This is a genomic window from Mycobacterium sp. MS1601, from assembly GCF_001984215.1.
In the GTDB taxonomy this organism is placed as follows: domain Bacteria; phylum Actinomycetota; class Actinomycetes; order Mycobacteriales; family Mycobacteriaceae; genus Mycobacterium.
This window is the reverse complement of sequence record NZ_CP019420.1, coordinates 3,240,344-3,265,701: the sequence shown is the minus strand read 5'-3', so window position 1 is coordinate 3,265,701 and position 25,358 is coordinate 3,240,344. Positions and strand designations below refer to the sequence as shown.

21 protein-coding genes and 1 pseudogene are annotated in these 25,358 nt (G+C 63.7%); 12 read left to right on the top strand and 10 right to left on the bottom strand.

All coding sequences use genetic code 11. From position 1 onward, the window contains the following. Positions 1-108 precede the first annotated feature (108 nt). From BVC93_RS15910 to BVC93_RS15885, 6 genes and pseudogenes are all read right to left on the bottom strand, one after another. The gene (locus BVC93_RS15910; RefSeq protein WP_083738310.1) at positions 109-2,325 is read right to left on the bottom strand and encodes a TPR repeat region-containing protein; all 2,217 of its coding nucleotides are present in this window, start codon (positions 2,323-2,325) and stop codon (positions 109-111) included. 97 nt (positions 2,326-2,422) lie between these two features. Continuing rightward, positions 2,423-2,746 carry a hypothetical protein gene (locus BVC93_RS15905; protein ID WP_083738309.1) on the bottom strand — a complete coding sequence of 108 codons (324 nt, stop codon included), beginning with the start codon at positions 2,744-2,746 and terminating at the stop codon, positions 2,423-2,425. A 205-nt stretch (positions 2,747-2,951) separates the two neighbouring features. Beyond that, positions 2,952-3,608 (bottom strand): L,D-transpeptidase family protein, encoded by a 657-nt coding sequence (locus tag BVC93_RS15900; protein ID WP_083738308.1) that lies wholly within the window; start codon positions 3,606-3,608, stop codon positions 2,952-2,954. A gap of 352 nt (positions 3,609-3,960) precedes the next feature. Continuing rightward, positions 3,961-4,287, bottom strand: a complete 327-nt coding sequence (locus tag BVC93_RS15895) for a hypothetical protein (RefSeq protein ID WP_083738307.1) — start codon at positions 4,285-4,287, stop codon at positions 3,961-3,963. Between the two features lie 17 nt (positions 4,288-4,304). Then, complete coding sequence (locus tag BVC93_RS15890; RefSeq protein WP_157516945.1) at positions 4,305-5,807, bottom strand: putative alpha/beta hydrolase; 1,503 nt, start codon at positions 5,805-5,807, stop codon at positions 4,305-4,307. Beyond that, positions 5,786-6,043: pseudogene (locus BVC93_RS15885) on the bottom strand (DUF2563 family protein); the annotation flags it as partial. The pseudogene BVC93_RS15885 and the gene BVC93_RS15890, both read right to left, overlap by 22 nt. Before the next feature lie 366 nt (positions 6,044-6,409). Here BVC93_RS15885 and BVC93_RS15880 point away from each other — a divergent pair. Genes BVC93_RS15880 through BVC93_RS15865 form a run of 4 tightly spaced genes read left to right on the top strand, consistent with a single transcriptional unit; the run spans position 6,410 to position 11,579 of the window. After that, positions 6,410-6,862 carry a hypothetical protein gene (locus BVC93_RS15880; protein WP_083738304.1) on the top strand — a complete coding sequence of 151 codons (453 nt, stop codon included), beginning with the start codon at positions 6,410-6,412 and terminating at the stop codon, positions 6,860-6,862. After that, positions 6,859-9,111: a DUF5632 domain-containing protein gene (locus tag BVC93_RS33135; protein ID WP_157516944.1), complete on the top strand. Its 2,253-nt coding sequence runs from the start codon at positions 6,859-6,861 to the stop codon at positions 9,109-9,111. Before BVC93_RS15880 ends, BVC93_RS33135 begins: the two co-directional genes overlap by 4 nt. Continuing rightward, positions 9,108-10,064: a hypothetical protein gene (locus BVC93_RS15870; RefSeq protein WP_083738302.1), complete on the top strand. Its 957-nt coding sequence runs from the start codon at positions 9,108-9,110 to the stop codon at positions 10,062-10,064. Before BVC93_RS33135 ends, BVC93_RS15870 begins: the two co-directional genes overlap by 4 nt. Before the next feature lie 24 nt (positions 10,065-10,088). After that, positions 10,089-11,579, top strand: a complete 1,491-nt coding sequence (locus BVC93_RS15865) for a bifunctional phosphatase PAP2/diacylglycerol kinase family protein (protein WP_083738301.1) — start codon at positions 10,089-10,091, stop codon at positions 11,577-11,579. On the opposite strand, the gene BVC93_RS15860 is transcribed toward BVC93_RS15865, so the two are convergent. Beyond that, a complete protein-coding gene (locus BVC93_RS15860; RefSeq protein ID WP_083741090.1) occupies positions 11,533-12,141 on the bottom strand; it encodes a phosphatase PAP2 family protein in 609 nt (202 codons plus the stop codon). The two genes, BVC93_RS15865 and BVC93_RS15860, sit on opposite strands and share 47 nt — an antisense overlap. A gap of 134 nt (positions 12,142-12,275) precedes the next feature. On the opposite strand from BVC93_RS15860, the gene BVC93_RS15855 reads away from it, so the two are divergent. From BVC93_RS15855 to cysC, 5 genes are all read left to right on the top strand, one after another. Beyond that, positions 12,276-13,865: a hypothetical protein gene (locus BVC93_RS15855; protein ID WP_157516943.1), complete on the top strand. Its 1,590-nt coding sequence runs from the start codon at positions 12,276-12,278 to the stop codon at positions 13,863-13,865. Positions 13,866-14,009: 144 nt separating this feature from the next. After that, positions 14,010-15,374, top strand: coding sequence for a sulfatase family protein (locus BVC93_RS15850; RefSeq protein WP_083738299.1), 1,365 nt, complete (start codon positions 14,010-14,012; stop codon positions 15,372-15,374). Positions 15,375-15,439: 65 nt separating this feature from the next. Further along, positions 15,440-16,243 carry a trehalose 2-sulfotransferase gene (stf0, locus tag BVC93_RS15845; RefSeq protein WP_083738298.1) on the top strand — a complete coding sequence of 268 codons (804 nt, stop codon included), beginning with the start codon at positions 15,440-15,442 and terminating at the stop codon, positions 16,241-16,243. Then, complete coding sequence (gene cysD, locus BVC93_RS15840) at positions 16,240-17,151, top strand: sulfate adenylyltransferase subunit CysD (protein WP_083738297.1); 912 nt, start codon at positions 16,240-16,242, stop codon at positions 17,149-17,151. The genes stf0 and cysD overlap by 4 nt, the downstream gene beginning before the upstream one ends. A 1-nt stretch (position 17,152) precedes the next feature. Next, on the top strand, positions 17,153-19,012 hold the full coding sequence (gene cysC, locus BVC93_RS15835) for an adenylyl-sulfate kinase (RefSeq protein WP_083738296.1): 1,860 nt from the start codon (positions 17,153-17,155) through the stop codon (positions 19,010-19,012). Positions 19,013-19,078: 66 nt separating this feature from the next. Here cysC and BVC93_RS15830 read toward each other — a convergent pair whose 3' ends face one another. Then, positions 19,079-19,816 carry an IclR family transcriptional regulator gene (locus tag BVC93_RS15830; RefSeq protein WP_083738295.1) on the bottom strand — a complete coding sequence of 246 codons (738 nt, stop codon included), beginning with the start codon at positions 19,814-19,816 and terminating at the stop codon, positions 19,079-19,081. A gap of 98 nt (positions 19,817-19,914) precedes the next feature. On the opposite strand from BVC93_RS15830, the gene BVC93_RS15825 reads away from it, so the two are divergent. From BVC93_RS15825 to BVC93_RS15815, 3 genes are read left to right on the top strand one after another with little or no spacing between them, the layout of a single operon-like run. After that, positions 19,915-21,264 (top strand): SLC13 family permease, encoded by a 1,350-nt coding sequence (locus BVC93_RS15825; protein ID WP_083741089.1) that lies wholly within the window; start codon positions 19,915-19,917, stop codon positions 21,262-21,264. After that, the gene (locus BVC93_RS15820; RefSeq protein WP_083738294.1) at positions 21,261-22,673 is read left to right on the top strand and encodes an acyl-CoA synthetase; all 1,413 of its coding nucleotides are present in this window, start codon (positions 21,261-21,263) and stop codon (positions 22,671-22,673) included. Before BVC93_RS15825 ends, BVC93_RS15820 begins: the two co-directional genes overlap by 4 nt. Beyond that, on the top strand, positions 22,670-23,050 hold the full coding sequence (locus BVC93_RS15815; protein ID WP_083738293.1) for a PaaI family thioesterase: 381 nt from the start codon (positions 22,670-22,672) through the stop codon (positions 23,048-23,050). Before BVC93_RS15820 ends, BVC93_RS15815 begins: the two co-directional genes overlap by 4 nt. Positions 23,051-23,107: 57 nt before the next feature. Here the strand turns inward: BVC93_RS15815 and BVC93_RS15810 are convergent, their stop codons facing one another. Both BVC93_RS15810 and BVC93_RS15805 read right to left on the bottom strand, forming a co-directional pair. After that, entirely contained in the window at positions 23,108-24,484 is a 1,377-nt protein-coding gene (locus tag BVC93_RS15810) for an HNH endonuclease signature motif containing protein (RefSeq protein ID WP_083738292.1), read from the bottom strand. Between the two features lie 108 nt (positions 24,485-24,592). Then, positions 24,593-25,357 carry a trans-aconitate 2-methyltransferase gene (locus tag BVC93_RS15805; RefSeq protein WP_083738291.1) on the bottom strand — a complete coding sequence of 255 codons (765 nt, stop codon included), beginning with the start codon at positions 25,355-25,357 and terminating at the stop codon, positions 24,593-24,595. Position 25,358: the final 1 nt, after the last annotated feature.

The window sequence follows — 25,358 nt, the reverse complement described above, 5'->3', positions numbered from 1 at the left end:
TAGGCGGTCCAGCGGCTTTCGGCGATGGCGTCGGCCGACTACATGCACTCACCAGCACGGCGACCAGAGCAAGACCTGCGATCGCCCTGGACACCCCGGCAATGTGCATCACTGCGGGTCCACATCATCTGTAACACCGTCGTAGCGAGTCGTCATTTCAGTGTTGATGTCCCGAACAGTATCGGCACCCATCGTCGAGGTAATCGCAGCCCTCACCATGTCGTTGTATTCCCCGACCGGGAGTCGCTGCCCAAGGTTGGAGTTGTATTCCTCGAGCGATAAAACACGGCGCGGCGCATCAGGGTTTGCCGGATCTACCGGCGCCAAAAATCCCTCATCGAGGCCGTTGATGGTCACACCTGCATCCGCAAGCGCATTGAGCACCTGCCGGTTGGCGTCACTGAGGGCGAGGTTCGGAAGGTCAGGATTGTCGCCCCAACTGGCTTTCGGCGCTTCTCCGATGATCGCTTCCGTGAGCCCCTTGGACGCCAGATCCATGCCGGGGACGCCTGCGGCATCCAGACCCGCGAACCCGAACTCAACTGCCGACTTCTTGGCGTTGTAGGCAGCCTCGTTCTTCGCAGCGTCATTCATATCGGATGTGTTGGTGGCACTGTGGATTCCGGAATCCATCAAACCCTGCACAGTCATCGAATCGAACAGGTTCCTGTTGTTCTCCGATGCCGGTAGACCATCCTTGAAACCGTTGGCGTAGTCGAGTTGAGACTGGGCGATCTCGCGAGCGGCCGCACCATTGAAGTAGTCCGACGCCTCCGAATCTGTGCTGAGCACCGAGAAGATCCCCTTGGCAATGGGCATCGATCCATTCCCGATGTCGCCGTCTGCATCAACGGTGTTGAACCCATCATGAGTCCCCTGGGACATGTCAGCAATGTCCGGGATGTACGGAGCCAATCCGTACGCAAGACCCTGTACAGCTTCAGGATTCACCTGCCCCAGCGTCTGATTACCCTCCATGGTCATCAGCTCGTCCTCGAGCCTCCCGACCCAGCCGCCGTAGGCGGATGCAGTTTCGGCGGCCAGCTTGGCGTCGAGTCCGTGTGAGGGGTCGCCCGTCCAGCTGAACATGTCGCTCACAGCCTTGCCGTCGTCACTCCACTCGTTGGTCAACGATCCCCGCATAAAACGCTCGGCGTAGTTCGGATCGTTGACAATGCCGTGCACGGCTTGGTGATCCTGGCCGGCTGTTGCGAGTACATCCAATGCCAAAGGCATGCCATCATTGGCGATCGTGGCGGGTCCTCGCCCACCCATAGGGGTGCCGTGGAAGGTCTCCGCGGACATCATTTCGGTCGCTTTGTTGAGCATGCCGCGATCCAACTCCGTGCCATGTCGGAGGTTCCCGCTGCCATCCTTGACGATGTTGGTCAGCTGGCTCATCTCACCGAGCTGCGACATTCCCTTCGAACTCAGCACTGCCTGCACGCTGGTCGGCAGCTGGCCAAACGAACCAGCCGAGATGTTCTCCGGGTTGTCGAGGGCGCCTGGCGACAGCTCCGTCTTCGGGAAGAGGACATCCGGATTGCTCATGAGCTGCCACGAATCGCCGATGATGGTCCCGTCATCGCCCAGACGGTTTTCTGCGGCGGTGAGTTCAGAAAGCGACATACCGTGCTGCTGCGCCTGCATCTGACTGAGCACCTGCGCCTGCAGTGGCGTCAAGGGTTCTGCGCCGGAGACTTGTTCAGGCCGAATCGAATCCAGTACTGACTTCACCTGATCGGCGGCATCGTGGTTGCCGGCCAGCGCGTCTTCCACTGTCTTGCGGGCGTCTTCCTGCGACTCGATGTGGTCGGTGCCCAACGCGTCGGCCATATCGGAGATCGCACCTTCGACCGCCGAGGACAGGCGTTCATCCGTGGAATCTGCCCGCCGCAGCAGATCCTGGATCTCAGCTTGGACGATGTTGACACGCCGCTCCATCTCGGCTTTGTCCTCGGGGTCCTCCGGCTCGTACCAGCTGAGCGAACCGTCGGCAGTGTCGATCACGATGCCCCAGCGATCTGCAGTGCGCTGCAGCGCCGCCCAGTTGGCTTTGATGGAAGCTACGTCAGAGGCCGCGTTGCGCACAATGTGGCCGGCTTGGTCGCATTCGTCTGCGTGAATCAGTAGTTCACTACTGATTCGCTCAGCCGCCGCACGCGCCTCTACTGCGGAATAGCCCTGCCACTGCAGCCGAGTCATGATGCCGACGACGTCATGCCCCACCGCACGGTTCGCATTGGCGCGCTGGTCTGCCACGTCCGCAACCGCTTGCACGGCCCCCGCGTCCCAGCGGTCCAGGTCTGCCAGCGTGACCCCCACAACTGGAAAGTACCTGACCCGGCGTGAACTATGTAGTCACCGGTGCTAAAACGAAGCGCCCCGCCTTGATGGGCGGGGCGCTCCTGTCGGGTTTACGTCAGCGGACGTTGACGTAGACGGTCTTGACGGTCTCGGGGGCGAATTGGTTGTCGGCGTTGGGGCTGTAGCCGCCTTCGCTGCGGTTGTTGGCGTTGGTGTGCTGGAAGGTCGGGCCTGCACCGACGGAGACGACGCTGGCATCGGCCAACGGGGTGTCCGACAGGCGGTTGACGATCACCTTGTAGCCCTGGTCCTGCAAGCTGGAGATGGTGTCTTGGGCGTTGCCGGCACCGGTGGGGGCGGCCATCGCGGGGGCAGCCAATCCCAGGAACGCGGCGGTGGCGGCGGTGGCGATGGCGGTGGCGAATCCGAACTTGGTCATGATCTCTGCTTCTCTCTGGGTGGCTCTTCTACGTGGTGTTCGGATCGGGGCGGGAGGGGTTTCTCGTTCCGGTCTGCCAGACATAACCGCGCACGTCAGCACCCCATTTCCCGGTTGGCAGCCAATACACCAGGCTTGGCAGAATATGGCCGCCCGAGCTGCCGCCCAGGCGGAGGCCATGTTCGAAATGCCCGCCTATGAGCGACTATTGCGCGACAGCGACGACGGCTCCCGGCTGGAGCCAGCGCATGATGCTGACCAGCGTGGCGTCATCGATCGCGACGCACCCGGCCGTAGGGCTGCCGTCGGTGCTGTGAATGAAGAAGGCGCTACCCTTGCCGGCTACGCGCTGCTTGTTGACACCCATGACGACGGCGTGGGCGTATTGCGGGATCTGTAGGTTCTCGGTGCCGCCGGACATGCTGAACGGGCATCGATCTTTCTGACAGATCTGCATGGTGTTGTAGGTAGGGCTGTTGACGTCGCCGTCCCACCAGTGGTCCGGGCCCACCTGCACATACTGCAAACCGCCACCGGGATTGGCCGCTGTGCCGAACGCGTAGTCCAAGCTGTAGACGCCCTGCGGGGTCATCATGGAGCCTTCGTAGTGGTCCGGCGACATGCCCCTGGAGCCGATCTTCGCGGGAATGCCCGCTGCGACCGCCTGCCAACCTGCTCCCGTCCGTTGATAGACGTCCATCTTGGCGTCTGAACCGCCCACGCCGACAACCGAAATCACCTGTGTCGCATTGCCGACACCGTTGACAAACCACGGCGTCTGCGCCGCAACTGTCGGAACTGAAACGGCGCCGATCATCGCGGCGCACACAGCAGCGCACAGCACGCGGAGAAGTCGGCGCATCTATCCATCGTTCGGGCCGCGGCCGTCAAGGGTCAAGTCAAGGTTTGGTTGCTGTTTGGCTTCGGCTCCGAGATTGCTCTCACGGTCATGACCTGAACTGTTCATCAGCCCTGGCGTCGATCTCGTGGGTCGTTGCTGAACACTGGCGGGCCGCCACGGCGAAGATTGCACTCAGCGGCAACGAAAACCCACTACGCACGTCCCGGAATCGAACCTGGCGATAGCTTCGCTGATTTCCACAACGGCACGCGACCTCCCATTGCACCGATGGCTAACATCGCCGGTCCAACCCAGAGAAATAGGTTGCTACTCAAGGTATTACCGAGTCCGCACATTCGAGGTGGTTGCGGCATCAATCACTCTCGCCCCTCAGCGCCGGCGGACGGTCGGGGCGGCGATCATCGGGAAATGCCGCGTAGATCCGGCCCCTGATCTTGATATGTCCCGTCCAATTGAACGCGATAGCCACCAGCGCCAGCGCGCTGCCCAGCCCAAAGAAGAGGCCCGAACGCCAATCAGGGAGCTGCGACAGAAAGAACAGCACCGCAACAACTGGGCAAGCAGACCAATACACACGGCGTTGAATGGCGTCGGGCGAGAGGTTCGCGGACTTCCACAGCGGGTAAAACCCACCCACCGACCCGACAGCCATCACAGCTACACCGGCCCAAAAGAGCACTTGAGACATCGTTGTGGTCAGCCTCCGCTGTTGGCTCTAGGGGTGTCGAATGTGCTGCCGATATTGCCGCCGATGTACTCGCCAGCCTCGCTCGACGCATAGGCGATTACTCCGACAGCGATAGCGGCAGTGACAGGGTTCGTGAACGAGCCTGCGAGTGCAATACCGCCTGCTGTTCCACCAGCGCCTACAAGGAAGCTCCCTAACGCGCCACCCAGTTCTTCGTTCCGTCGCTCGTTCTGTGTGTCGGTGACGTAATCCCAGCCTGCAAGTCCGAGTCCTAATACATCTCCGAAATTGCCAGCCTTCTTCGTGAGATTCTTGAGCACTTCGGCGTCGGTGGCAGATAGCAAATCGACCGGCAAGGCGTGTCGGCCCTGCGGAATTGATTGCGCATATGCCCGCAAGCCGTCCACACCCGGACCGGTGGCGTCCACAACATTCGCGATCACCCGAACTGCGCCTTCACCCGACATTCCAGCAGTCGTCAAGGCCACGTATGCCTCCCTGGTGGTCGTGACTCGCGCAAACGACTCACCCCGATTCATAAGTTGAGTTACCGCGTCACGATCCATAGGCGGAAATCCCAGCGTCCCCTGCTCGAGCTGCCGCTGGAGATCAAGGCGCCCCTGCGCCCGAGTTCGCGCGTCGCCACCGAGCAGTGGATCACGTGGCAGGGGACCGACGAAGTTGGCCATGCGAAAGTCATCGAGCCGCTGTTGAGCCAGTTCCCGTTGCTGCTGGGTTACCTGTGCATCGGAAGGTGCCGTTGCGATTGCGTAATCGTTCAATCGCGCTTGCGCATCGGTCTTTTCAACTGTCCATGGTCCGGGTTCTTCGACGAGCGCCTCATCCTTGGGACGTTGATTGGTGTTGTAGTGCTCCGGCGCGGTGCGGCCACGCTCCTCAGGACTGACGACACCATCGCCGTCGACGTCCTCGATGCCAGCCGGATCGTAGCCGTGGTTCTTCCGTAGGTCGAAGGCAGTTGCTTCGAGCTTGTCGGTGTACTGGTCGCGAATACGTTCAACCTCATCGTCGGTTGCGCCGGTGAGGCCTTTAGCTTCATCGAGAAGATCCGTCCAGTCCTCGTCGTCAGCGATCCGCTGGCCCACCCAGGTGTCGAGCAGTTCCAACTGGCCATTCAGCTTGTCGAGCTTTGCACCCGATTGCTTCTCGGCTTCGGCCAGATCCGCGGCGATGTTCTGCAGATCTACAGCGATAAGTGGCAGCTGGTCCTTCTGCACAAACAGTTGTGTTGTTGCACGCTGAACTTCATCAGAATCGGCGATGGGGTGTGCCCCACCCTCTCCATTCCAAGACTGGTGAAATCGTTCCTTGGCTTGCACCCATTCTGTCCACGTCTCTTCGGTACACCCGCCTGCGTTCTGAAAGGCCGATGCCAACTGCGCTATCTCTCCAGGATCTCCGCTCTGCAGCGTCTCATCTGCCTGCCACGGGTTACCTCGATTGAGGAGTTCCCTGAGCGGGATGTGAGTCAGATTTGGGTAATCTGCCACGCCACCGCCCGCAGAGCCTCCGCATTGCGCTCTTCCATGTCGACGAATGCCGAGGCCGCGACGTGCCCCTTGTCGCCGAGGACGCCGAGTCGCCGCTCGTGATTGCGAAGCCGCGCCACATGCTGGCTGTGCGCCTCGGCCATGATCGCCTCGAAGTCGCCGGCAGCAGCAAATCCGCCGAAGACGCCTGCCGTAACGGAGCCTCGGCCCAGCGCACTTGCCCCCTCGTCGGCAAGGCTTGCCGCTGTGTATGAGCGGTTCGCGCCGGTGCGCATGACCTCGACATCGACTTCCATACCGACCCCCGATAGCAACCTAGCTCCGAGGGTACTTCGACTTCAGAACACGTCAATTCACCCTGTATTAGGGCGTCCGAATTGCTCGGCGGCTTCCGGTGCGACATCCTTGGACAACTCAGTACTTCCGTATCCGAGGTAGTTGTGGTCTCGTAACAAGTGAATGGCAACTTCCAGCAACGGCGATACCATCAAGCCATGACTGGCTCACCATACGGAGTCACTCCAGGGGGATATTGGCAGCCGCCAACCGGTCCATCTGGGCGACCTCCGCAAGGACCTCGGCAGTTGCGGGGCCCGGTAATCGTGTCCCTTGCTGTCGCTGTCATCGCGATGTTGGCAGCTGCGGGCGCATGGCTCCGCCCACTACCCGACGTCGGTGTCCAGCAATCAGCTTCGGCACCGGAGTACACCAGCCAAGAGCAACAAGAGGCCACCGAGGCGATCTGCGATACCTACCGTAAGACAAGCAAAGCACTCACGACCGCGGGCGGCCGAACCAGCGATGATCCGAATGCGAAATTCATCATCGCTGTAAATACTCGACTGACACTCTTGGCCAACTCAAGTTTTCTGCGACAAACATTGACGGAATATCCCGCCTTGCCCGCAGATAAGGCGCGCATTTTTCGTGAAATGGCTTCAGCCTACGAAGATATTCTCCTAGGCCAACTCGCCGATGCTCCCACGGAGTCATTTCAGGAAGCGAACGGCAATCTCGACGCAGCCGACGCGGAGGCCGCCGAGGTCTGTGAATGAGCGACTTGCCGCCCGGAAACTGGTCCGACCTACTCGTTGGGGCATGGTGGCCGAGTTCGTCGTCTACCGACGCTGCTATCCAGTCAGCAACTAGCCGCACTGCGACCGCAACACAGTTCGAAGACTACGGAATGGTGCTAAATACCATAGTAAGTAGCGCACTGGCTCAGCAAGAAGGAGAAACCGCTACCGCCGCACAAACGCTCTTTAACAAAGGCAAGGTTCGCGCAACTCAAATCGCAGAGCAGAATTTCGGTAAAGCCGAAGCGTTTACCGACGCTGGTGACGCACTAGAGCACCTACGATCCGATCTGCGGACAATTGCGGCGATGGGAAATTTAGCGATCGATGAGATTCAGCAGAATTCATCCATCCTGGACAAGGTCACGCCCATCGCTCAGATAGTTACCGCTTCTAACGCGGAATCAGCCCGGATGTCCTCGATGCAGGGCAGCAAGATCGCATCTGCTGCGGGACGCATTTTGGCTGCTAATGGCGATACCCGAAGCCTTGAGGATTTCGCCCGCGATAACGGGATCGCCCTCGGAAGCCCAACCGCAGAAACGGACAGCTCGCTGACACAGCAGGTGAACAATCGACTAGACTCCTTGACCTCAAAGGGTGGTTCACAGTCAGATCTAGCTAATGCCGGTTCGCTGAGCGATAATGCAGCCAGCCAACTCAATCCAAAGCAGGTAAACCCCTCGAATTTGGCGGCTTCCAGCCTGCCCGCACAGGCTAACCCTTCCCCAACAACGACCGGAGACACGCTTTCGGCTTCGTCGTTGAACGGCGACTCGCCAGCTGCAGCAATCCCGAATACCGTTCCTAGGGATCAAGGTGGAATCAGCACCAATCTAGGTACAGGAACTGTTGGTAGTGGCAGTCACGCAGGAGGAGGCTCCATCACCGGAAGTGTGGGCGGGGTAAGCGGAACAACCAATCTAGGTGGAGGCCTAGCCGGTGCCTCCACCACCACAGCCGGCAACCCAAGCCTCCCGTCCACTAGCGGCTTCGGCCAAGCACCGCAACCGCTCAGCCCTGAGTCCCTGGCCCAGAGCTTCAACAGCGGCATGCAAGCCGGAGCTCCAGCTGGCGCCGGCGCCGGAGCGCTGTCGGAAGGCATCACCGAGGCAGCGCAACCAACAACACAGAACCACACCCCACCGCCCGCTCCTGTCGCACCCACGGTCCCGTCGAGCGGATTCACTTACGAAGCACCACAACAGTATTCCGAGCCCGCGGCAGCCCAGGCGCCAGCGGCGGATACACACCAACAGACCATGTACGCCGCGCCCGTGGCCGCAGCACCAGCAGCGCCCGCCGCACCCATGGCGCCTCCACCGCCAGCCGCCGCAGGCCCCCTGCCCGCCTACGGCTCAGACCTCCGCCCAGCCACACCCGCAGCAGCGCCACCTCCACCACCGGCAGCAGCGGCACCGCTTTCTGCCGCAGTAAACCCTGCCAGCGGTACCGCCGCGAGCAACCAACCTGCCGTCGTCCGCCAACAACCCACGGCGGCACCAGGAAGCGGCGTCACCCCCACCGGCATCGTCGAGAATGCCCTCGGCGCCGCCAGCACCGGCGCCCTCGCCGGCGCAGCAGCCCAACAGTCCATCGAGCAGGCCCGCCTCGATCGCCTGCTCGAAGCAGTCGCCCGCCAAGAACCAAAACTGAAGTGGGCCATTGGTGATCGCGAAGACGGCACCACAATCTTGGTCACCGACCTGGCCTCCGGCTGGATACCGCCACACATCGAGATCCCCAAGGGTGTCGAACTGCTGCAACCCCAGAAACGCCGAGGCGGCCTCGAACATCTGTTAGGTGAGACCACCAACCATTCCATCTGGACCCCCGGACACTACCTACCCAATGCCAAAGATGTTGAGCCCGTGGAGATGACATTCCGCGCGCGACAGGTCCCGGACATCGATGAGCTCAACTGGGAACTCACCCGGGCCACCAACTGGCGTGATGGGCTCCCGAGGCTGGCGCATACTCTCACGAAAGCGGGCATCGCGGGCACCGGTGTCCTCGAGGCCGAGGCCGATCTGCTCTATGAGCACCTGACTGCCGCCCGAGACAAGGTGGTTCGCTCGTACCCTGACGACATCGAGGCTTCGGACATCGGCAACTGGCAGCTACTTGCGGCGATCAGCGGACTGATCGCGCAGGACAAGACCACTCTGAAGTACCACTTCGCTTGGTTCCAAGCGCTGAGCATGGCAACACAAGGGGGAACACGATGACAGGGCCAGTAACCGGGGGCAACCAGCTCAATGTCGATCTGCCAGGGTGGCTTGCGGCAGACGGTGCACCCATGCCGCCGCCCATCGTCTCGGATCCGCCGATAGCCGGCACAACCCCCATCGAGCAACTGCTCCAAACCCTGATCCTGGCCGCAAATCAGGGCGATCCGAAAGACAACGCTGAGGCACAAAAAGGCTACGCGGAGCGCAAGGCCATCACCGAGGAGGCTCTGCAGAAGTTCCCCGCCCAGGACGAAGCCGCCAAAGGCGAGATGCAGGGCGTCGACCAGATGTCGCAAATGGCCCAGCAGATGCCGCAGATGATCGGCGGTGTGGCAGGAGCGATTTCGGGTGCGCTTGGCGGAGCGTTGCAGCCACTGTCGCAGATCCCACAACAGCTCGCCCAGACCGGCCAACAGCTGCTGCAGCAGGGCATGGGTGCCATGCAGAAGGCCGGTGGAGAAGTCAGTCCGGAGGACTTGGGCGCCGAAGTTCCCGAATTTTTCAACCAGGAGCCTGAAACCGGTTCCGGCGGTGGAGGATCCGGCGGTGGTGGCGGTGGAATCGGTGGCACGGCGCCGATGTCGGCGCTCGGCCCGGCCGCCACGCCCACCGGGTCAACCGCACCGACGTCCGGCCGGGCAGCCGGCATCGCCCCGGCGGCGGCGTCAGCTCCTCACACCAGCACCCCGATGGGCGGCATGGGTGGCTTTCCGATGATGCCGCCGGGAGCCATGGGCGGTGCCGGCGGCGCGCAGGACAAGGACGACAAGGCAGCCACCAAGCGCGTCTCGGCACCGGCGGTCAAGAATGGCGCCCCAGTGCAGGGCCGAATCTCCACTCCGCCGCCCGCCGCGCCCACCGTCACCAAGAACGTCGAAGGAAAACCGGTGTCTACCAGGCGTATCGTCGTGCCGACCGACAAACCCGACACCGATGAGAAGGGCAAGTGACCCGCCCCGGTTAGGCTCGGGTGGATGAACCGCTGGCCCTGGCAACGCGCTCGAGGAATCCGTCAGATCACGCAAGGCCTCGGCACGTTGGACCGCGAAGTCTTCGAAGCCATCGCAGACTCCCCCACTCCGCTGCTGGACACCTTGATGCCGCCGCTGACGCGCGCGGCGGACCACTCCAAGCTGTGGTTCGCCGTCGCCGCCGCTCTGGCCGTCTCGGGCAAGCCAAAAGCCACCAGGGGCGCAGCGCGTGGGGTAGTCACGCTGGGCGTCACCAGTCTGTTCACCAACCAGCTGGCCAAACGCATCTGGACGCGGCCGCGACCACTGCGCACCTCGGTGCCACTGCCCCGGCAGATCCGGCGCTTTCCGACATCGAACTCGCTTCCGTCGGGCCACTCGGCCAGCGCGGCGGCCTTCGCGGTGGGCGTCGGCTTGGAGAGCCCGCCGCTGGGGTTCGGGCTGGCCCTGCTGGCCGGCCTGGTCGGCCTGTCCCGCGTGGCCACCGGTGCGCACTATCCCGGCGATGTGGTCGCAGGCTTCGGCATCGGCGCCGGCATCGCCGTCCTCGGCGGCAAGCTGGTGCCGCCGGTGGTGGAGACCCAGCTGCCAAAGACAGAACCGCTGTATGTCACCACCCTCAACCGTCCCGAGGGCGCCGGTGTGGTGCTCGTGGTCAATCCGGCCTCGGGTAGTGGTACGGGCGCCCGCGTCCTCGACGAGGTGAAACAGGAGTTGCCGCGCGCAGAGATCATCGAACTCAGCGCGGATGACGACCCGGAGCAGGTGCTGCGTGACGCGGCCCAACGTGCCGAGGTGCTCGCCATCGCCGGCGGTGACGGCACGGTGTCCACCGCGGCGGCCATCGCCGTCGAGGCCGGTCTGCCGCTGGCGGTATTCCCGGCCGGGACGTTCAACCACTTCGCCAAGGACATCGGCTGCGAAACCGTGGCGCGCACCGTGCATGCCATCCGCCACGGCCAGATCCGCTGCGTGGACCTGGTGCGCATCAACGAGAACAAGATGGTGATCAACACCGCCAGTGTCGGTGCCTACCCGTTCTTCGTGCAGACCCGCGAGAAGCATGAGCACCAGATCGGCAAGCCGCTGGCCGGGATCTACGCCATGGTGCACACGCTGCGCAACGACACTCCGGTCACCATCCGCTATGACAACAAGACGGTGCAGACGTCGCTGTTCTTCCTGGGGAATTCGGTGTATCTGCCGACGGGGTTCGCTCCGTCACGGCGTACCAGGATGGACGACGGGCTCATCGACATCCGCCTGTTGGAGACAGGAAAACGCCTGGCCCGCACCAGGATTCTGGTGTCATTGGCGCTGGGGCGACTTCCTCGCAGCCCGCTGTATCACGAACTGCAGGTGCCCGAGTTCACGTTCGAAGCAGTCGACGGTCCCATTCCGGTCGCCCACGACGGCGAAGTCGGCGAGGAGTTCGACAAGGTGACCTTCAGGTCGTGTTACCGGGCCCTGCAGGTGTTTCAGCCACGGACGTGACCAACGGCAGCGGCCTCAGCACCCTCAGCCACAGCACGTACCAGGCGAAGCCCAGCGCCCATCCCGCCACCACGTCGGACGGGTGATGAACGTTGAGCACCACCCGCCCGACGCCGACGAGGATCACCACCGCCGCGCCCACGACAATCAACGGCGTCCGCCACCGAGCTGACACCAGCGGCAGCAGGACCGTCAGGAACGCCAGCACCGCCACCATCACGCCGAGGGCGTGCCCGGACGGGAACGACGTGCCATAGGCATGGACCATCGCCGTGTCTGGCCGGGCGCGGTCAACCAGATGTTTGGCAACCTCGGTGACCAGCCCGCTCAGCTCGGCGGTGAGTACCAGGAACAGCGCCGCGCGCAGGTAGCGGCGAGCCAACAACCAGATGATGAACCCCACTCCGGCGATGCGAAACATCGTCGGCCCGAGGACGGTGCAGAAGACGTCCCACGAGGTGATCCAGCCCGGATGCGCCTGCCCGATGGGGTGCAGGGCATCCAGGAACCAGGAATCCACCTCGGACAGCCACGCCCAGCTCTGCACGTAGCCGAGCCACATCGCCGCGAAGACCACAATGGCGGCCAGTGCCGCAGCTTCTGTTCGTCGACCCACCCTCACACTCGTATCACAGTGTTGTCGTGCCGAATTTGCTCAGACCCTCTACGATCCCCTTGGTCTACGAAGGGGCGATAGTGGCGTCAGCAAAGTACATGGGGTACCTGGGCGGAGCGGCTGTCGCCGCCGGAGTCGGGGCGGCCATCGCCGTTGCGGGACAGGGCACCGCGTACGCGGACACCGACACGTCCCCGGCGACGTCGTCCGAGTCCTCCAAGCAGGACAAAGCGGACAAAGCGGACAAGACCGAGAAGGACACCAAGGACACCGTCGCGGCGGTCAGCAACGACGACGCACCGAAGAAGCCCTCGAAGCCCACGTTCGATCCCGCCAAGGCCGTTCAGGAACTGACCAAGCAGTTCGGCCTCGGAAAGCCCACCAAGGCCCAGACCAAAGACGACGCCGACGACGAGGCCACCGAGGAATCCGAGGACGTCGACGAGGTGGTAGAGGACGTCGACGAACCAGAACCGCCCGCCGAGACCGAACCCGAACCGGAACCCGAGCCCGAGCCCGAAGAAGCTGCGACCACACCGGTGGTGTTCGACCCGCTGGGGGACTTGGCGGACAAGGCCAACGAAGTCGTGGCCGCGCTGTCCAAGCCGTCCATCTCGACGGCCGCCACTGCCCAGACCACCGCCGACACCGACGCCGACGAAGAGCCCGGGCCGGTGCCGTGGAGCATCAACCCGTTCCGGCCCATGCCGCCCGAGCCTGCTCCCAATGACATGCCGGGCCCGCTGTGGACCATCGAGCAGCAGCTCATCCAAGCCTTCTCAGGGGTGCCCTTCCTGCAGCCGTTCGTCCGCGAGGGTTACGAAGCGGCGTTCCGCGGCAGCCAGTTCATCCCCTTCGTGAACGCCGTCATCCCGGCGATCAACATCATCAACCAGTTCCCGAACCTCGCCAGCGGCGATCCGGTGGTCTTCAAGACGGCCACACAGAACATCATCAACAACCTCATCGTGACCCTCCACCCGGTGTCGGTGCTGTACTACGGCTACGACGAGATCGCCGACTTCATCAACCTGGAGTACGAGGCCCAGGAGCTCAAAGAGCTGTTCTACGCGACGACATGGGACATCCTCGATCCGTTTGCGTTGCTGCACAACCGGGGCCAGTCGGGGCTGCCGCTGTCACCGTCCTCGCCCGGGCAGATCACAACCCCGCCGCAGGAAACGACGACGGTGAAACTCGCTGCGGCCGTGAGCTCTCAGGCCGACGCACCGGGCAGTGACCCGTTCCGCACCGACGACCCCGATCCCATCGGAATGCCCGCCATCCTCATCCAGACGCGAAACCTGGTGATGCTGGTTCTTCCCACACCGGCCAGAGAAGTGTTCCGCGAGGGCTTCGAGTTGGCGTACCGCGCCAGCCAGATCGTCCCGGGTGTCAACGTGGTGCTGCCGGTCACGGAGATCGTTCCCGCACTGATCCAAGCGTTGCTCGGAAACAAGACCGGCGCGCAGATCGCGATCAACCAGCTGCTACTGGCCACCGGCCCGGTGTCGATGCTGTACTACGGCTACGACCAGATCGCCGACCTGCTGAACACCGAGGACGAGGCCTTCGCCGCCAAGCAGCAGTTCTACGCCGACACGTGGGACACCATCGATCCGTACTTCATCCTGCACAACCAGGGCCAATCCGGCTTGATCGGCAGCTGAACGGCGAGGGTTGCCTTTCGCACCCTCGCCGTCACGACAGCCTACGATTCACCGGTTTCGTTGCGGGCAGGTCATCGGGTGGTTCGTCGCCTGAAACCCGGACCTTCGGATGAAACCCGGACCGCGGACAGGCAAGCTAGACCCGTGAGCTCCGACGAGAACGTCCTCATCGTCCACTGGCATGACCTCGGCCGCCACCTCGGCGTCTACGGCCACGACGACGTGAACAGCCCGAACCTGGATCGCTTGGCGCATGAGGGCATCTTGTTCACCCGCTCGCACTCCACCGCCCCGCTCTGTTCGCCGTCGCGCGGATCGCTGTTCACCGGGCGCTATCCGCAGACCAATGGGTTGGTGGGCCTGGCACACCACGGTTGGGAGTATCGCTCGGGCGTCCGCACACTACCGCAGCTGTTTGGCGAAGCTGGTTGGCACACTGCACTTTTCGGTATGCAACACGAGACCAGCTTCCCGGCTCGACTCGGCTTCGACGAGTATGACGTGTCCAACTCCTTCTGCGAGTACGTGGTGGAACGCGCCACCCAATGGCTGCGCGACGCTCCCCCGCAGAAGTTCGTGCTCACCGCGGGTTTCTTCGAAACACACCGCCCCTACCCGCACGAGCGTTACGAACCCGCCGAGCCCTCTGGTGTGCAGTTACCCGACTATCTGCCCGACACCCCGGAGGTCCGTCAGGATCTCGCCGATTTTTACGGGGCCATCAACACCGCCGACGCCGCCGTGGGCCAACTTCTCGAAACGCTGGACGATACGGGACTGGCCGACACCACCTGGGTGGTGTTCCTGACCGATCACGGCCCTGCCCTGCCCCGGGCCAAGTCGACGCTGTACGACGCAGGTACCGGCATCGCGACGATCATCCGGCCGCCCAGAGGGCGTCAGATGGCAGGCCGCGTGTACGACGATCTGTTCAGTGGCGTCGATCTGCTGCCCACTCTGCTGGAATTGCTCGGCCAAGAGATTCCCGACGATATCGACGGTGTGTCACATGCCCCGAATTTGGTGAATTCAAATGGCGACGCCGAGGTGCGTACCGCCGTTTTCACCACCAAGACATATCACGACTCTTTTGATCCCATTCGCGCCATTCGAACCAAGGAATACAGTTATATCGAGAACTACGCGCATCGTCCGTTGCTCGATCTGCCATGGGATATCGAGGAGAGCGCGCCAGGTCAGCTGGTGGGTCCGCTGTCAACGGCTCCGCGCCCCGAACGTGAACTCTACGACCTGAACGCCGACCCGACAGAAACCCGAAACCTGCTGATCGGCGAGGTCAGTGACACGCATGAGGCCATTGCGCGGGAGCTTGCACTGCAACTCAACAGCTGGCGGGTGAAAACCAATGACGTCATTCCGTCAGAATTCGCCGGCGCCAGGATCGCCGAGCGCTACACCCAGACCTACGCCCACATTCAGGGCTTGAAACTGCCCAGCCGATCAGCCATCGCCATAGAACGAGGCATTGGCGCATCCACAAAACAATAGTTTTTTTCATCCTGAAGATAAATGGCTGTATGCGCGTGAATTGAATTGCCTATAGGCTCTCGCGCATGGCATCCAGCCGCACCGCCTATTTGGTTCTGGCGTCGCAACGCAGTGGCAGCACACTGCTGGTCGAATCACTGCGCGCCACCGGCATGGCCGGTGAGCCGCAGGAGTTCTTCCAATACCTCCCCCACACCAGCATGTCACCGCAACCGCGCGAATGGTTCGCCACTGTCGAGGACCCGTCGATCCTGCGACTGCTCGACCCCCTGGTCGAGGGCAAGCCTGATCTGGCGCCCGCCGAGATCTGGCGTGACTACATCCGCACTGTCGGACGCACCCCGAACGGCATCTGGGGCGGCAAGCTGATGTGGAACCAGACACCGCTGCTGCTGCAGCGCGCCAAGAACCTCCCCGAGCGTTCCGGTGACGGACTACTCGCCGCAATAGGCGATGTAGTGGGCAGCGATCCGGTGCTGATCCATGTCCACCGTCCCGACGTGGTGTCTCAAGCGGTGTCGTTCTGGCGCGCCGTGCAGACCCGGGTGTGGCGGGGCCGCGCCGACCCGATCCGCGATCAACGCGCGGAGTATCACGCAGGCGCCATCGCCCATGTGGTGACCATGCTCAGAGAACAGGAAGAAGGCTGGCGCAACTGGTTCGCCGAGGAGCAGGTGGACCCCATCGAGGTGCCCTATCCGGTGTTGTGGCGCAACCTCAAAGAGGTGGTGGGTGACGTGCTCGAGGCGTTGAGCCTGGACCGCAGACTGGCTCCGGACCCGGTGCTGGAGCGCCAGGCCGACCAGCGTTCCGACGAATGGGTGGAGCGCTACCGCGCCGACGCCCAGAAGGAAGGACTGCCCACATGAGTACCACGATCGACACCACCCACGTCGACGAACTCCGGTTGTTGGAGGCCGAAGCCGTTCACATCATCCGCGAGGTCGTAGCCGAGCTGCAGCGCCCTGTGCTGCTGTTCTCGGCAGGCAAGGACTCGATCGTGCTGCTGCGGTTGGCGGAGAAGGCGTTTCGCCCGTCACCTCTGCCGTTCCCGGTCCTGCATGTCGACACCGGCCACAACTTCCCGGAGGTGATCGAGTTCCGCGACCGCCGGGTGGCCGATCACAAGCTCATCGTCGGCTCGGTGCAGGCCACCATTGACAGTGGCCGGGTGGCCGACCCGGGCGAAGGTGCTTCCCGTAACCGCCAACAGACACGAACACTGCTGGATGCGTTGGAGGAGGGCGGTTTTGATGCCGCATTCGGTGGTGCCCGCCGCGACGAGGAACGGGCCCGCGCCAAGGAACGCATCTTGAGTTTCCGCGACGAGTTCGGACAGTGGGATCCCCGCGCGCAGCGACCTGAACCGTGGTCGCTGTACAACGGCCGGATCAAGAAGGGCGAGCAGGTGCGGGTCTTCCCGCTGTCCAACTGGACCGAGCTGGATATCTGGCGCTACATCGAACTGGAGGACCTCGAACTGCCGTCGATCTATTTCGCCCACGAACGGGAAGTGGTTGCGCGCGACGGCATCCTGTTGGCTGTCTCGGACTACGTGCAGCCGCAGGGTGACGAGACCTCCGCCGTGGAGTGGGTGCGCTACCGCACTGTCGGTGATCTGACCATCACCGGCGCCGTCCGGTCCCGGGCCACCGACATCACCGGCGTGATCAGCGAGATCTCGGCCGCCACCGTGTCCGAGCGTGGTGAGACCCGTGCTGATGACCGCACCAGCGTGGCGGCAATGGAAGACCGCAAGCGGGAAGGCTACTTCTGACATGACTCGTCAACTCCTGCGTATCGCCACCGCGGGTTCCGTCGATGACGGCAAGAGCACCCTGATCGGGCGGCTGCTGCACGACACCGACAGCCTTCCGTTGGATCATCTGGAAGCTGTCACCGACGAAGAAGGCATCGCCGACCTCGCCGCGCTCTCCGATGGGCTGCGTGCCGAACGGGAACAGGGCATCACCATCGATGTCGCCTATCGCTTCTTCTCCACCGAAACCCGAAGCTACATCCTCGCCGACACCCCCGGCCACGAGCGCTACACCCGCAACATGTTCACCGGCGCTTCCAATGCCCACGTGGCGATCCTGCTGGTGGACGCCCGCGCCGGGGTCCTACGGCAGACCCGTCGCCATGCCAGGATCGCCAAGCTGTTGGGTATCAAGCACTTTGTGGCGGCGATCAACAAGATCGACCTCGTCGACTTCGACCAGGGCCGCTTTGCCGACGTGGAGGCGGAGTTGCACACGTTGGCCGCCCGGCTCGGCGCCCACGACCTGGCTGTCATCCCGATCGCCGCCAAACACGGCGACAACGTGGTGCACCGTTCGACGCACACCCCGTGGTACGACGGCCCCTCCCTGTTGGAGTACCTGGAGAACATCGAACTGGTTGCACCGCACCCTGAGTCGTCAAAGTTGCGGATGCCCGTGCAGTGGGTGTCGCGACCCACTGCCGAACAACGCCGCCGCTACACCGGTCGCCTGTCGGCAGGCACCCTCAGTGTCGGCGACCGAGTGGTGGTGCTTCCTTCGGGCACCTCGTCCACGGTCACGGCGCTGGACACCCTCGACGATGCGCGCGATGTCGCGGTGGCACCGCTGTCGGTGTCGATCCAACTGGCCGACGATATCGACGTGGGCCGAGGCGACGTCCTGGTCAGCGGGGAGGAGAACGCCGTGCTGCCGGTACTGGCGCGCGAGCTGTACTCGACCATCTGCTGGTTCACCGACACCCCACTGCGGGCCGGCGACCGGCTGTCGCTCAAACAGGGTGCGCGGACGGTGCGGGCGACGGTGCAGGAGCTGCACACCAGGCTGGATCCTGAAACGCTCGACGACCTGGACGGGCCGGTTGAGCTGGCGCTCAACGACATCGGTTCGGTGACGCTGCGCACCAGCTCCATCGTGGTGGCCGACCCGTATGCCGACAACCGCGACAGCGGCGCCTTCATCCTGATCGACGAGACGTCCAACGACACCGTGGGCGCGGGCACCATCACCGAAGCCAGGGAAATCAAGGCGGGCGTCCAGACGCGCAACGACATCCGCTGGCACCCCTCGAGCCTGGACCGCGACTATCGCTGGCAGAAGACCGGTCAGCGTGGTGCCACCATCTGGTTCACCGGGCTGCCCGCCTCGGGTAAGTCGACGGTGGCCGTGGCCGTGGAACGTGCGCTGGTGGAGGCCGGCGAGGTGGCGTACCTGCTGGACGGGGACAACCTGCGCCACGGTTTGTCCGACGATCTGGGCTTCTCGGCGGGTGACCGAGCCGAGAACATCCGGCGCGTAGGGCATCTCACTCGACTGCTGGCCGACGCCGGTGTGGTGGCTTTGGCATCACTGGTATCGCCGTTGAAGTCCGACCGCGAGATCGCGCGCACCCTCAACGAGGCGGCCAAGCTGCCGTTCATCGAGGTGTACATCGCGACCTCGGTGGCCGAATGCGAAAAGCGGGATCCGAAAGGGCTGTACCAGCGGGCACGTGCAGGTGAGCTCAAGGGGCTCACCGGTGTCGATGCGCCTTACGAGCCGCCGGAGAACGCTGATCTGGTACTCGACACCACCGGCGCCGACATCGATGCGCTGGTGGCGCAAGTGCTGGAGACTCTCAACAAGCTGCGGGGTTGACCCACTGCGGCAGGTGCCCACAGCGGACCGCAGTTCGCCACGAAATCAGTTTGTAAGGACCATATTTCACAACGAACGGCTGATCTTCGCGGCGGCGTCTCGGACCTGGCGGCCCAGCTCGTCGAACCGGTCAGGAGTCAGGCGGCTACTGGGCCCCGAGATGGAGAGGGCGGCGACCGGGCGTCCCGGACTGCCGATGGGCGCGCCCAACGAGCTGATTCCCGACGACAGTCCGCCGATGTTCACGGAATACCCACGTTCACGAATTTCGTCCAACACCAGACGAATTCGATCAGGATCGGTAATGGTGTCGGGGGTCTGCGCCGGCAGCGGGCCGGCCAGGTACTGATCGACATAATTCTTCTCGCATGCCGACAGGTACGCCAGGCCGGTGGCCGAGGCGTGCAGTGCGATCCGCTCGCCGAGCGGCAGGAAGGCCCGCAACCGGTGCGGGGTATCCAGGCGCTCCACCAGCACCAGGGAGTCGCCGTCGGGGGCGGCCAGATGGATGGTCTCGGTGGTGGCCAGTTGCAGTTCGTTCATCACCGGCAGTGCGATGTCGCGCAAGCTCTCCCCGCCGCCCGCTCGACCCACCACGGCGACCACGCGATACGTCAACTGCCATCGCGTCGGCGTCGTCTCCGTGGGCCGTAACCAGCCCACCTCCTGCAGGGTCAGCAGCACCCGCTGCACAGTGCTCTTGGGCATTCCCACGGTCCGGGCAAGCTCGGACAGTCCGACCGGCTGGGTTGCAGCCACGGCCTCCAGTACCCGGAACGCCGACACCACGCTTTCAGTGGCCACGGTTGCCTCTCTCCTCAGTTGTGAGCTAGGTTACGTCGCATCGGTCTATCAGACGAACCACTGGTCCATTCTACGGACCGCTGTCAAGAGAGGTGATCATGACGGCGCAACTCATAGCGCTGGCGATCTTCGTCGCCGTATTCGCAATCAGCGCGATGCGCAACGTCAACATCGGCATCGTTATGTTCCCGGTTGCCTGCATCGTTGGCCTGTTCATCGCCGATCTGAGTCTCACGGACATCATCAGTGGCTTCCCGCTCAGCATCCTGGTGCTGCTGGTCGGCGTCACCTACTTCTTCGGGATCGCCCACAGCAACGGCACCATCGACTGGCTGATCCAAGCTTCACTGGCGCGCGTGGGCAGCCGTGACGCGCTGTTCCCGGCGGTGTTCTTCGCCCTCACCGCGGTGATCTCCGCAATGGGCGCGCCCCTGGGCGGCCTGGTGATGGCCCCGATGGGCATGAGCATCGCCCACAAGCGTGGCATCGACCCCATGCTGATGGCATTGGCGATGGGCTGCGGCCTGAGCGCAGGCGCCTTCGCGCCCACCAGCCTGTTCGGCATCATCACCTGGGGCACCGCCAACGAGGCGGGCATCGAACTGAGCCCGCTGCTGCTGTTCGGGGTGGCCGTCGCGTTGAACCTGCTGCTGCTTGCCGTGGCCTATCTGCTCTTCGGCCGCAACAAGCGGGTCAACGCCGAGGCGCCTGCCTTCAGTGAGGCGATGGTGGCCCGCGGAGCGGCACTGCCTCAATACGGCGGTTCCACCCTGGACATCGACAGCCGCGGCGGCGATGACGACGATGATCTCGTGGCGCCGGGCCGGCCCACCGGCATGCAGATGCTGACCATCGCGATGATGGTGGTACTGATCGCAGCCGTTGTGGTGATGTCCCTCATGGGCATGACGCCTGACATCGGCGTCCTCGGCTACGGTCTTGGCGCTGCGGCCGCCCTGCTGGACGCCAATTCCGGCAAGAAGGCCATGAGCCGGATCGACTGGGGCTCAGTGCTTCTGGTTGGCGGCATCATCACCTACGTCGGTGTGCTCACCGATATGGGTGTGGTCGACATGCTGGGCGAAGGCGCGGTCCATCTCGGTTCGCCGTTGGTGGCCGCGGTGCTGCTGTGCGCGGCAGCCGGCCTGATTTCGGCGTTCGCCTCGACCACCGGCATGCTGGCCGCCCTTGTCCCCCTGGCTCTTCCGTTGATCGCCGACGGTGGCATCCCCGGCTGGGCTCTGATCTGCGCCATCGGCGTGTGCGCGTCCATCGTGGATGTCTCCCCGTTCTCGACGGTCGGGGCGACGTACGTGGCCACCACCGTCGACGAGGACGCCCGACCCCGGATGACAAAACTTCTCACCCGCTGGGGTCTGTCCATGGTGGTGGTAGGGCCCGTCGCGCTCACACTGGTGCTGATCCTCCCCGGGATGGTGTTCGCATGAGCGAGGTACCGCTGCGCGCCCTGCAGGAGCGCTCTGAAGACAAGCTCGTCACCGTCGACGGTGAATCGCTGTCCCACCGCGGTTTACACGACGCGGCCTGCGCGTTCGCCGCCCAGGTTCTCGACGGTCAGGACTCCCCCGTCATCGCCGTCTGCGCCGTGCCGACGCTGACCACCGTCGTCGCTGTCACCGGTGCCCTCCTCGGCGGAATCCCAGTGGTTCCGGTACCACCCGACGCCGGAGTAGCAGAGGTGGCGCACATCGTCTCCGACTCCGGCGCCACCTGCTGGGTGGGCCCACTTCGCGACGGAGTGACGCTGCCCGTACTGGAGCCCGCAACCACCGGTGGAACAGCACTTCCGCCTCGGGGGAATTCGCCCGAGCGTCCGGCGATGATCCTGTACACCTCCGGCACCACCGGCGCACCCAAGGGTGTTCTGTTGAGCCGCAGTGCCATTGCCGCCGGAATCGAAGGACTGGCAGAGGCTTGGTCATGGACGTCCGAGGACACTGTGGTGCACGGTCTGCCGTTGTTCCACACCCACGGTCTCATCCTCGGGGTGCTGGGGTCGCTGCACATCGGATCCCGGTTGATCCACACCGGCAAGCCCACACCGGAGCGCTACGCCGAAGCCGGCGGAACCATGTACTTCGGCGTGCCCACGGTGTGGACCCGTGTCGTGCGCGACGAGGTCTCGGCGGCTGCCCTGTCCTCGGCGCGTCTGCTGGTATCCGGCAGTGCACCTCTACCGGTCCCGGTGTTCGAGCGTCTGCGCGAACTCACCGGGCAGCCTCCGGTAGAGCGCTACGGCATGACAGAGACCATGATCACCCTGAGCACCCGCGCCGACGGTGAACGTCGGCCCGGCTGGGTCGGCCTCCCCATCGCAGGTGCGCAGACCCGGATTCAGACCGACGACGGCCATGACGTACCCCATGACGGGGAATCGATTGGGCGACTGCAGGTTCGCGGCAGCATGCTGTTCGACGGCTATCTCAATCTGCCCGAAGTCACCGCCGCGTGCTGGACCGACGACGGCTGGTTCGTCACCGGCGACCTGGCCGCCATCGACGAACAGGGATTCCACCGTATCGTCGGTCGCGAATCGGTCGACCTGATCAAGTCCGGTGGCTACCGGATCGGTGCCGGCGAGATCGAGACCTCGCTGCTGGCCCGTTCCGAGGTTCACGAGGTCGCCGTGATCGGCATGGCCGACGACGACCTCGGACAGCGCATCGTCGCGTTCGTGGTGTCCGAGTCCGACTCCGGAAGTGATGAGCTGGCTGAGGCTCTGATCGCCCACGTCGCAGACGACCTGTCTTGGCACAAACGTCCACGCGAGGTGCGCTTCGTGTCAGCGCTGCCGCGAAACGCCATGGGCAAGGTCCAGAAGAAGGCACTGCTGTGAACATCGATTCCTACGCACAGTTTCTCGGTGTCGAGGTGGAGAACTTCGGCAACGGCAACGCCACCGCGACGCTGACCATCAACGGCAATCACCTCAACCCGCACCGCACCGCCCACGGCGCGCTGCTGTACAGCGTCATCGGCTCAGCTCTGGCCGCGGCAGCCAACAACGAAACTCACAGCGGTGTGGTGAGTTCCATCCACGTCGACTACCTGGCTCCGGCCTACGAGGGTGACCTTCTGGTGGCTTCCGCAGAAGTCGCCGAACGTCTGGCGCGCGAGGACATCTTCGTCATCAGGCTCGTCAGGGCCGAGGATTCCGTGACCGTCGCCCGCGCCACCGGTCGGGCCACCCGCCGCGAGAAGAAGCCGGCATAGACACCCACCGACAGCCGGCGGACCAGGTGAGTCCGTCGGCTGGGGGTGCACTCGGGGTTACGGATCGTCAGGGTCGATGATCCGTTCCGGATGATGAACATTATTGGTGCGGGACTGCCCGCAATCGAGTTCCGGTGGAGGAATCCACTCCGTCAGACCATCTTCGGGCCGGTTGCGGGTGGTCCAGCCGGTGGTCTCGACCATCCTATTGTCGGGTCCGCAAGCCAGGGTGAGATCCTCGATATCGGTGTCGCCGCCGGCTTTCCAGTCTGTGTTCGCGTGATGAACCTGCGAGCGGTAGGCACTGGCTGTGCAGCCCGGCATGGTGCAACCTCGGTGCTTCGCCAGCAGGACCAGGCGTTGCGCGAGGGTCGCGGTACGTCGGGCGCGTCCGAAATGCAACGGAATTCCCTTGCCGTCGAAGATCGCCAACCACGGCCGCGAATGCGCCGCGATCTTGAGGACATCGCACATCGGGATCATTGTCCCGCCGGCGGTCAGACCGTGCCCAATGCCTTTCTCCAGGTCCGTCAGACTGACGGTGATGACGATGTTCGCCGGGAAACCATTGATCGTGCCGGTGGGCATCGAGGTGAGGATCTTGCGGCACAGCGCCAGCAGTGCGTCATGATTGCGTTTGCCTGCTGAGCGGCGATCGGCCTGCTTCTGCTCCTCGGTGGGCTGACCATCGATGCAGGGCGTTCGGTCGTCCGGATTGTTCATCCCCGGTGCCGCGTTCTTCTCCAACAACGGCTCCAAACTGGCCCACATCTCCGGGGTCAACAGCCCCTCGACCGGGACCAACCCGTCAGGACGCTGCTTTCCGCACCGGAGATACGCTTGCTGCTGACGATCCTCGTCAGAGAACTCACCATCCTGGTTGAGCAGATACAGCAGGTGGGCAGCAGCTTTGCGAAATGCCTCCGGACCGAGCTCACAGGCATGTTGAGCCAGTTGCTCTTCGGCGTTCTGCCGGGTCTGGTAATCCACACTCACCGGCAACCTGCCGACGAACCACCGGACGTGTTTGACATGCTCGGCACCGATCAACCCCTGGGCCTGCCCACGAGCCACCGTCGGCATCCTCGGCGGCAAGGACTCACCGGTCATCGATCGTCGCGGCCCCAGACGCTCCGCGTCATCCAATCGGCGTCGCGCGTCGGCCTCACTGATCCGCAATCGGGCTGCCAGCACCTTCGGGAAACTGCTGGCCCCCAACGCCGTCGGCGAGGTCTCACTGGTCAGTTTCTGATACACCGAGTGATCCAGCACCGGTTGGGCCCTTGCCACCGCTTCGCGGCGCTCCTGAAGCTCCAACAGTTCCAGATGGGTGAACCCCTCAACCGAGTATCGGTTCATTCGTGCGGTGGCGGCTTCGATCAGCGCTTGGTCAGCCAGCATTGCCTCCCTGTCCTGCACCGCTGATCTGCCCATGACACAAAACTAGACCTGGGGTCCGACAGAAAAGCCAGCCGTGTGACATCAGATACCCAAGTGACACAGGGGTTTTGACGCATCGCCGGTTTCGGCGTGGGGGTGGATTCAGTTCTTGCGGGCCACCACGAATATCCGCCGGAACGGATAGAAAGTGCGGCCGTCGGAGCGGGCCGGATAGGCCTGGGCCAGTAGCGGGATCAGCTGCTCACGGTACTGCTGCCAGGCCTCCTCGGACAGCCGACTCGTCACCGCGGTGAGGGCAGACCCGGTGATCCAATCCAGAACCGGTGTCGGCCCGGTGAGTTCGTGCACATAAGTGGTCTCCCAAGCGTCGACCGTGCACCCGGCGTCAATCAGCAAGCCGGCATAGTCAGCAGGAGCCCGCACCACCGGACCTTCCTGGAAGGGCATGTCTTGTAAGGATTTTGCGAACTGTTCCCGCCTGGCCACGTCCACCAGTGCCGTATGTGACGGCGCCTCCCAGTTGCCCGGAACCTGGAACGCCAGCCACGAACCCGAAGCCAGCTCCTGCGCCCAGCGCACCACCAGGTCAGGATGCTCGGGCACCCAGTGCAGCGTCGCGTTGGAGACCACCACATCGGTGTCGGCGGCCGGCGACCAATCCGTGACACTGCCCACCGAGGCGTCCACACCACGGGCCCGCGCCGCATCCACCATCTCCGGCGAACTGTCCAGCGCTTCGATCACCGCCTGCGGCCAGCGCTGAGCAAACGTGGCAGTCAAGTTACCGGGACCGCAGCCCAGATCCACCACCCGCCTCGGCTCCGAACAGTCGATGCGCGCCGTCAGGTCGAAAAACGGGCGGCTGCGGTGATCAGCGAAAGCCAGGTACACATCGGGGTTCCACACA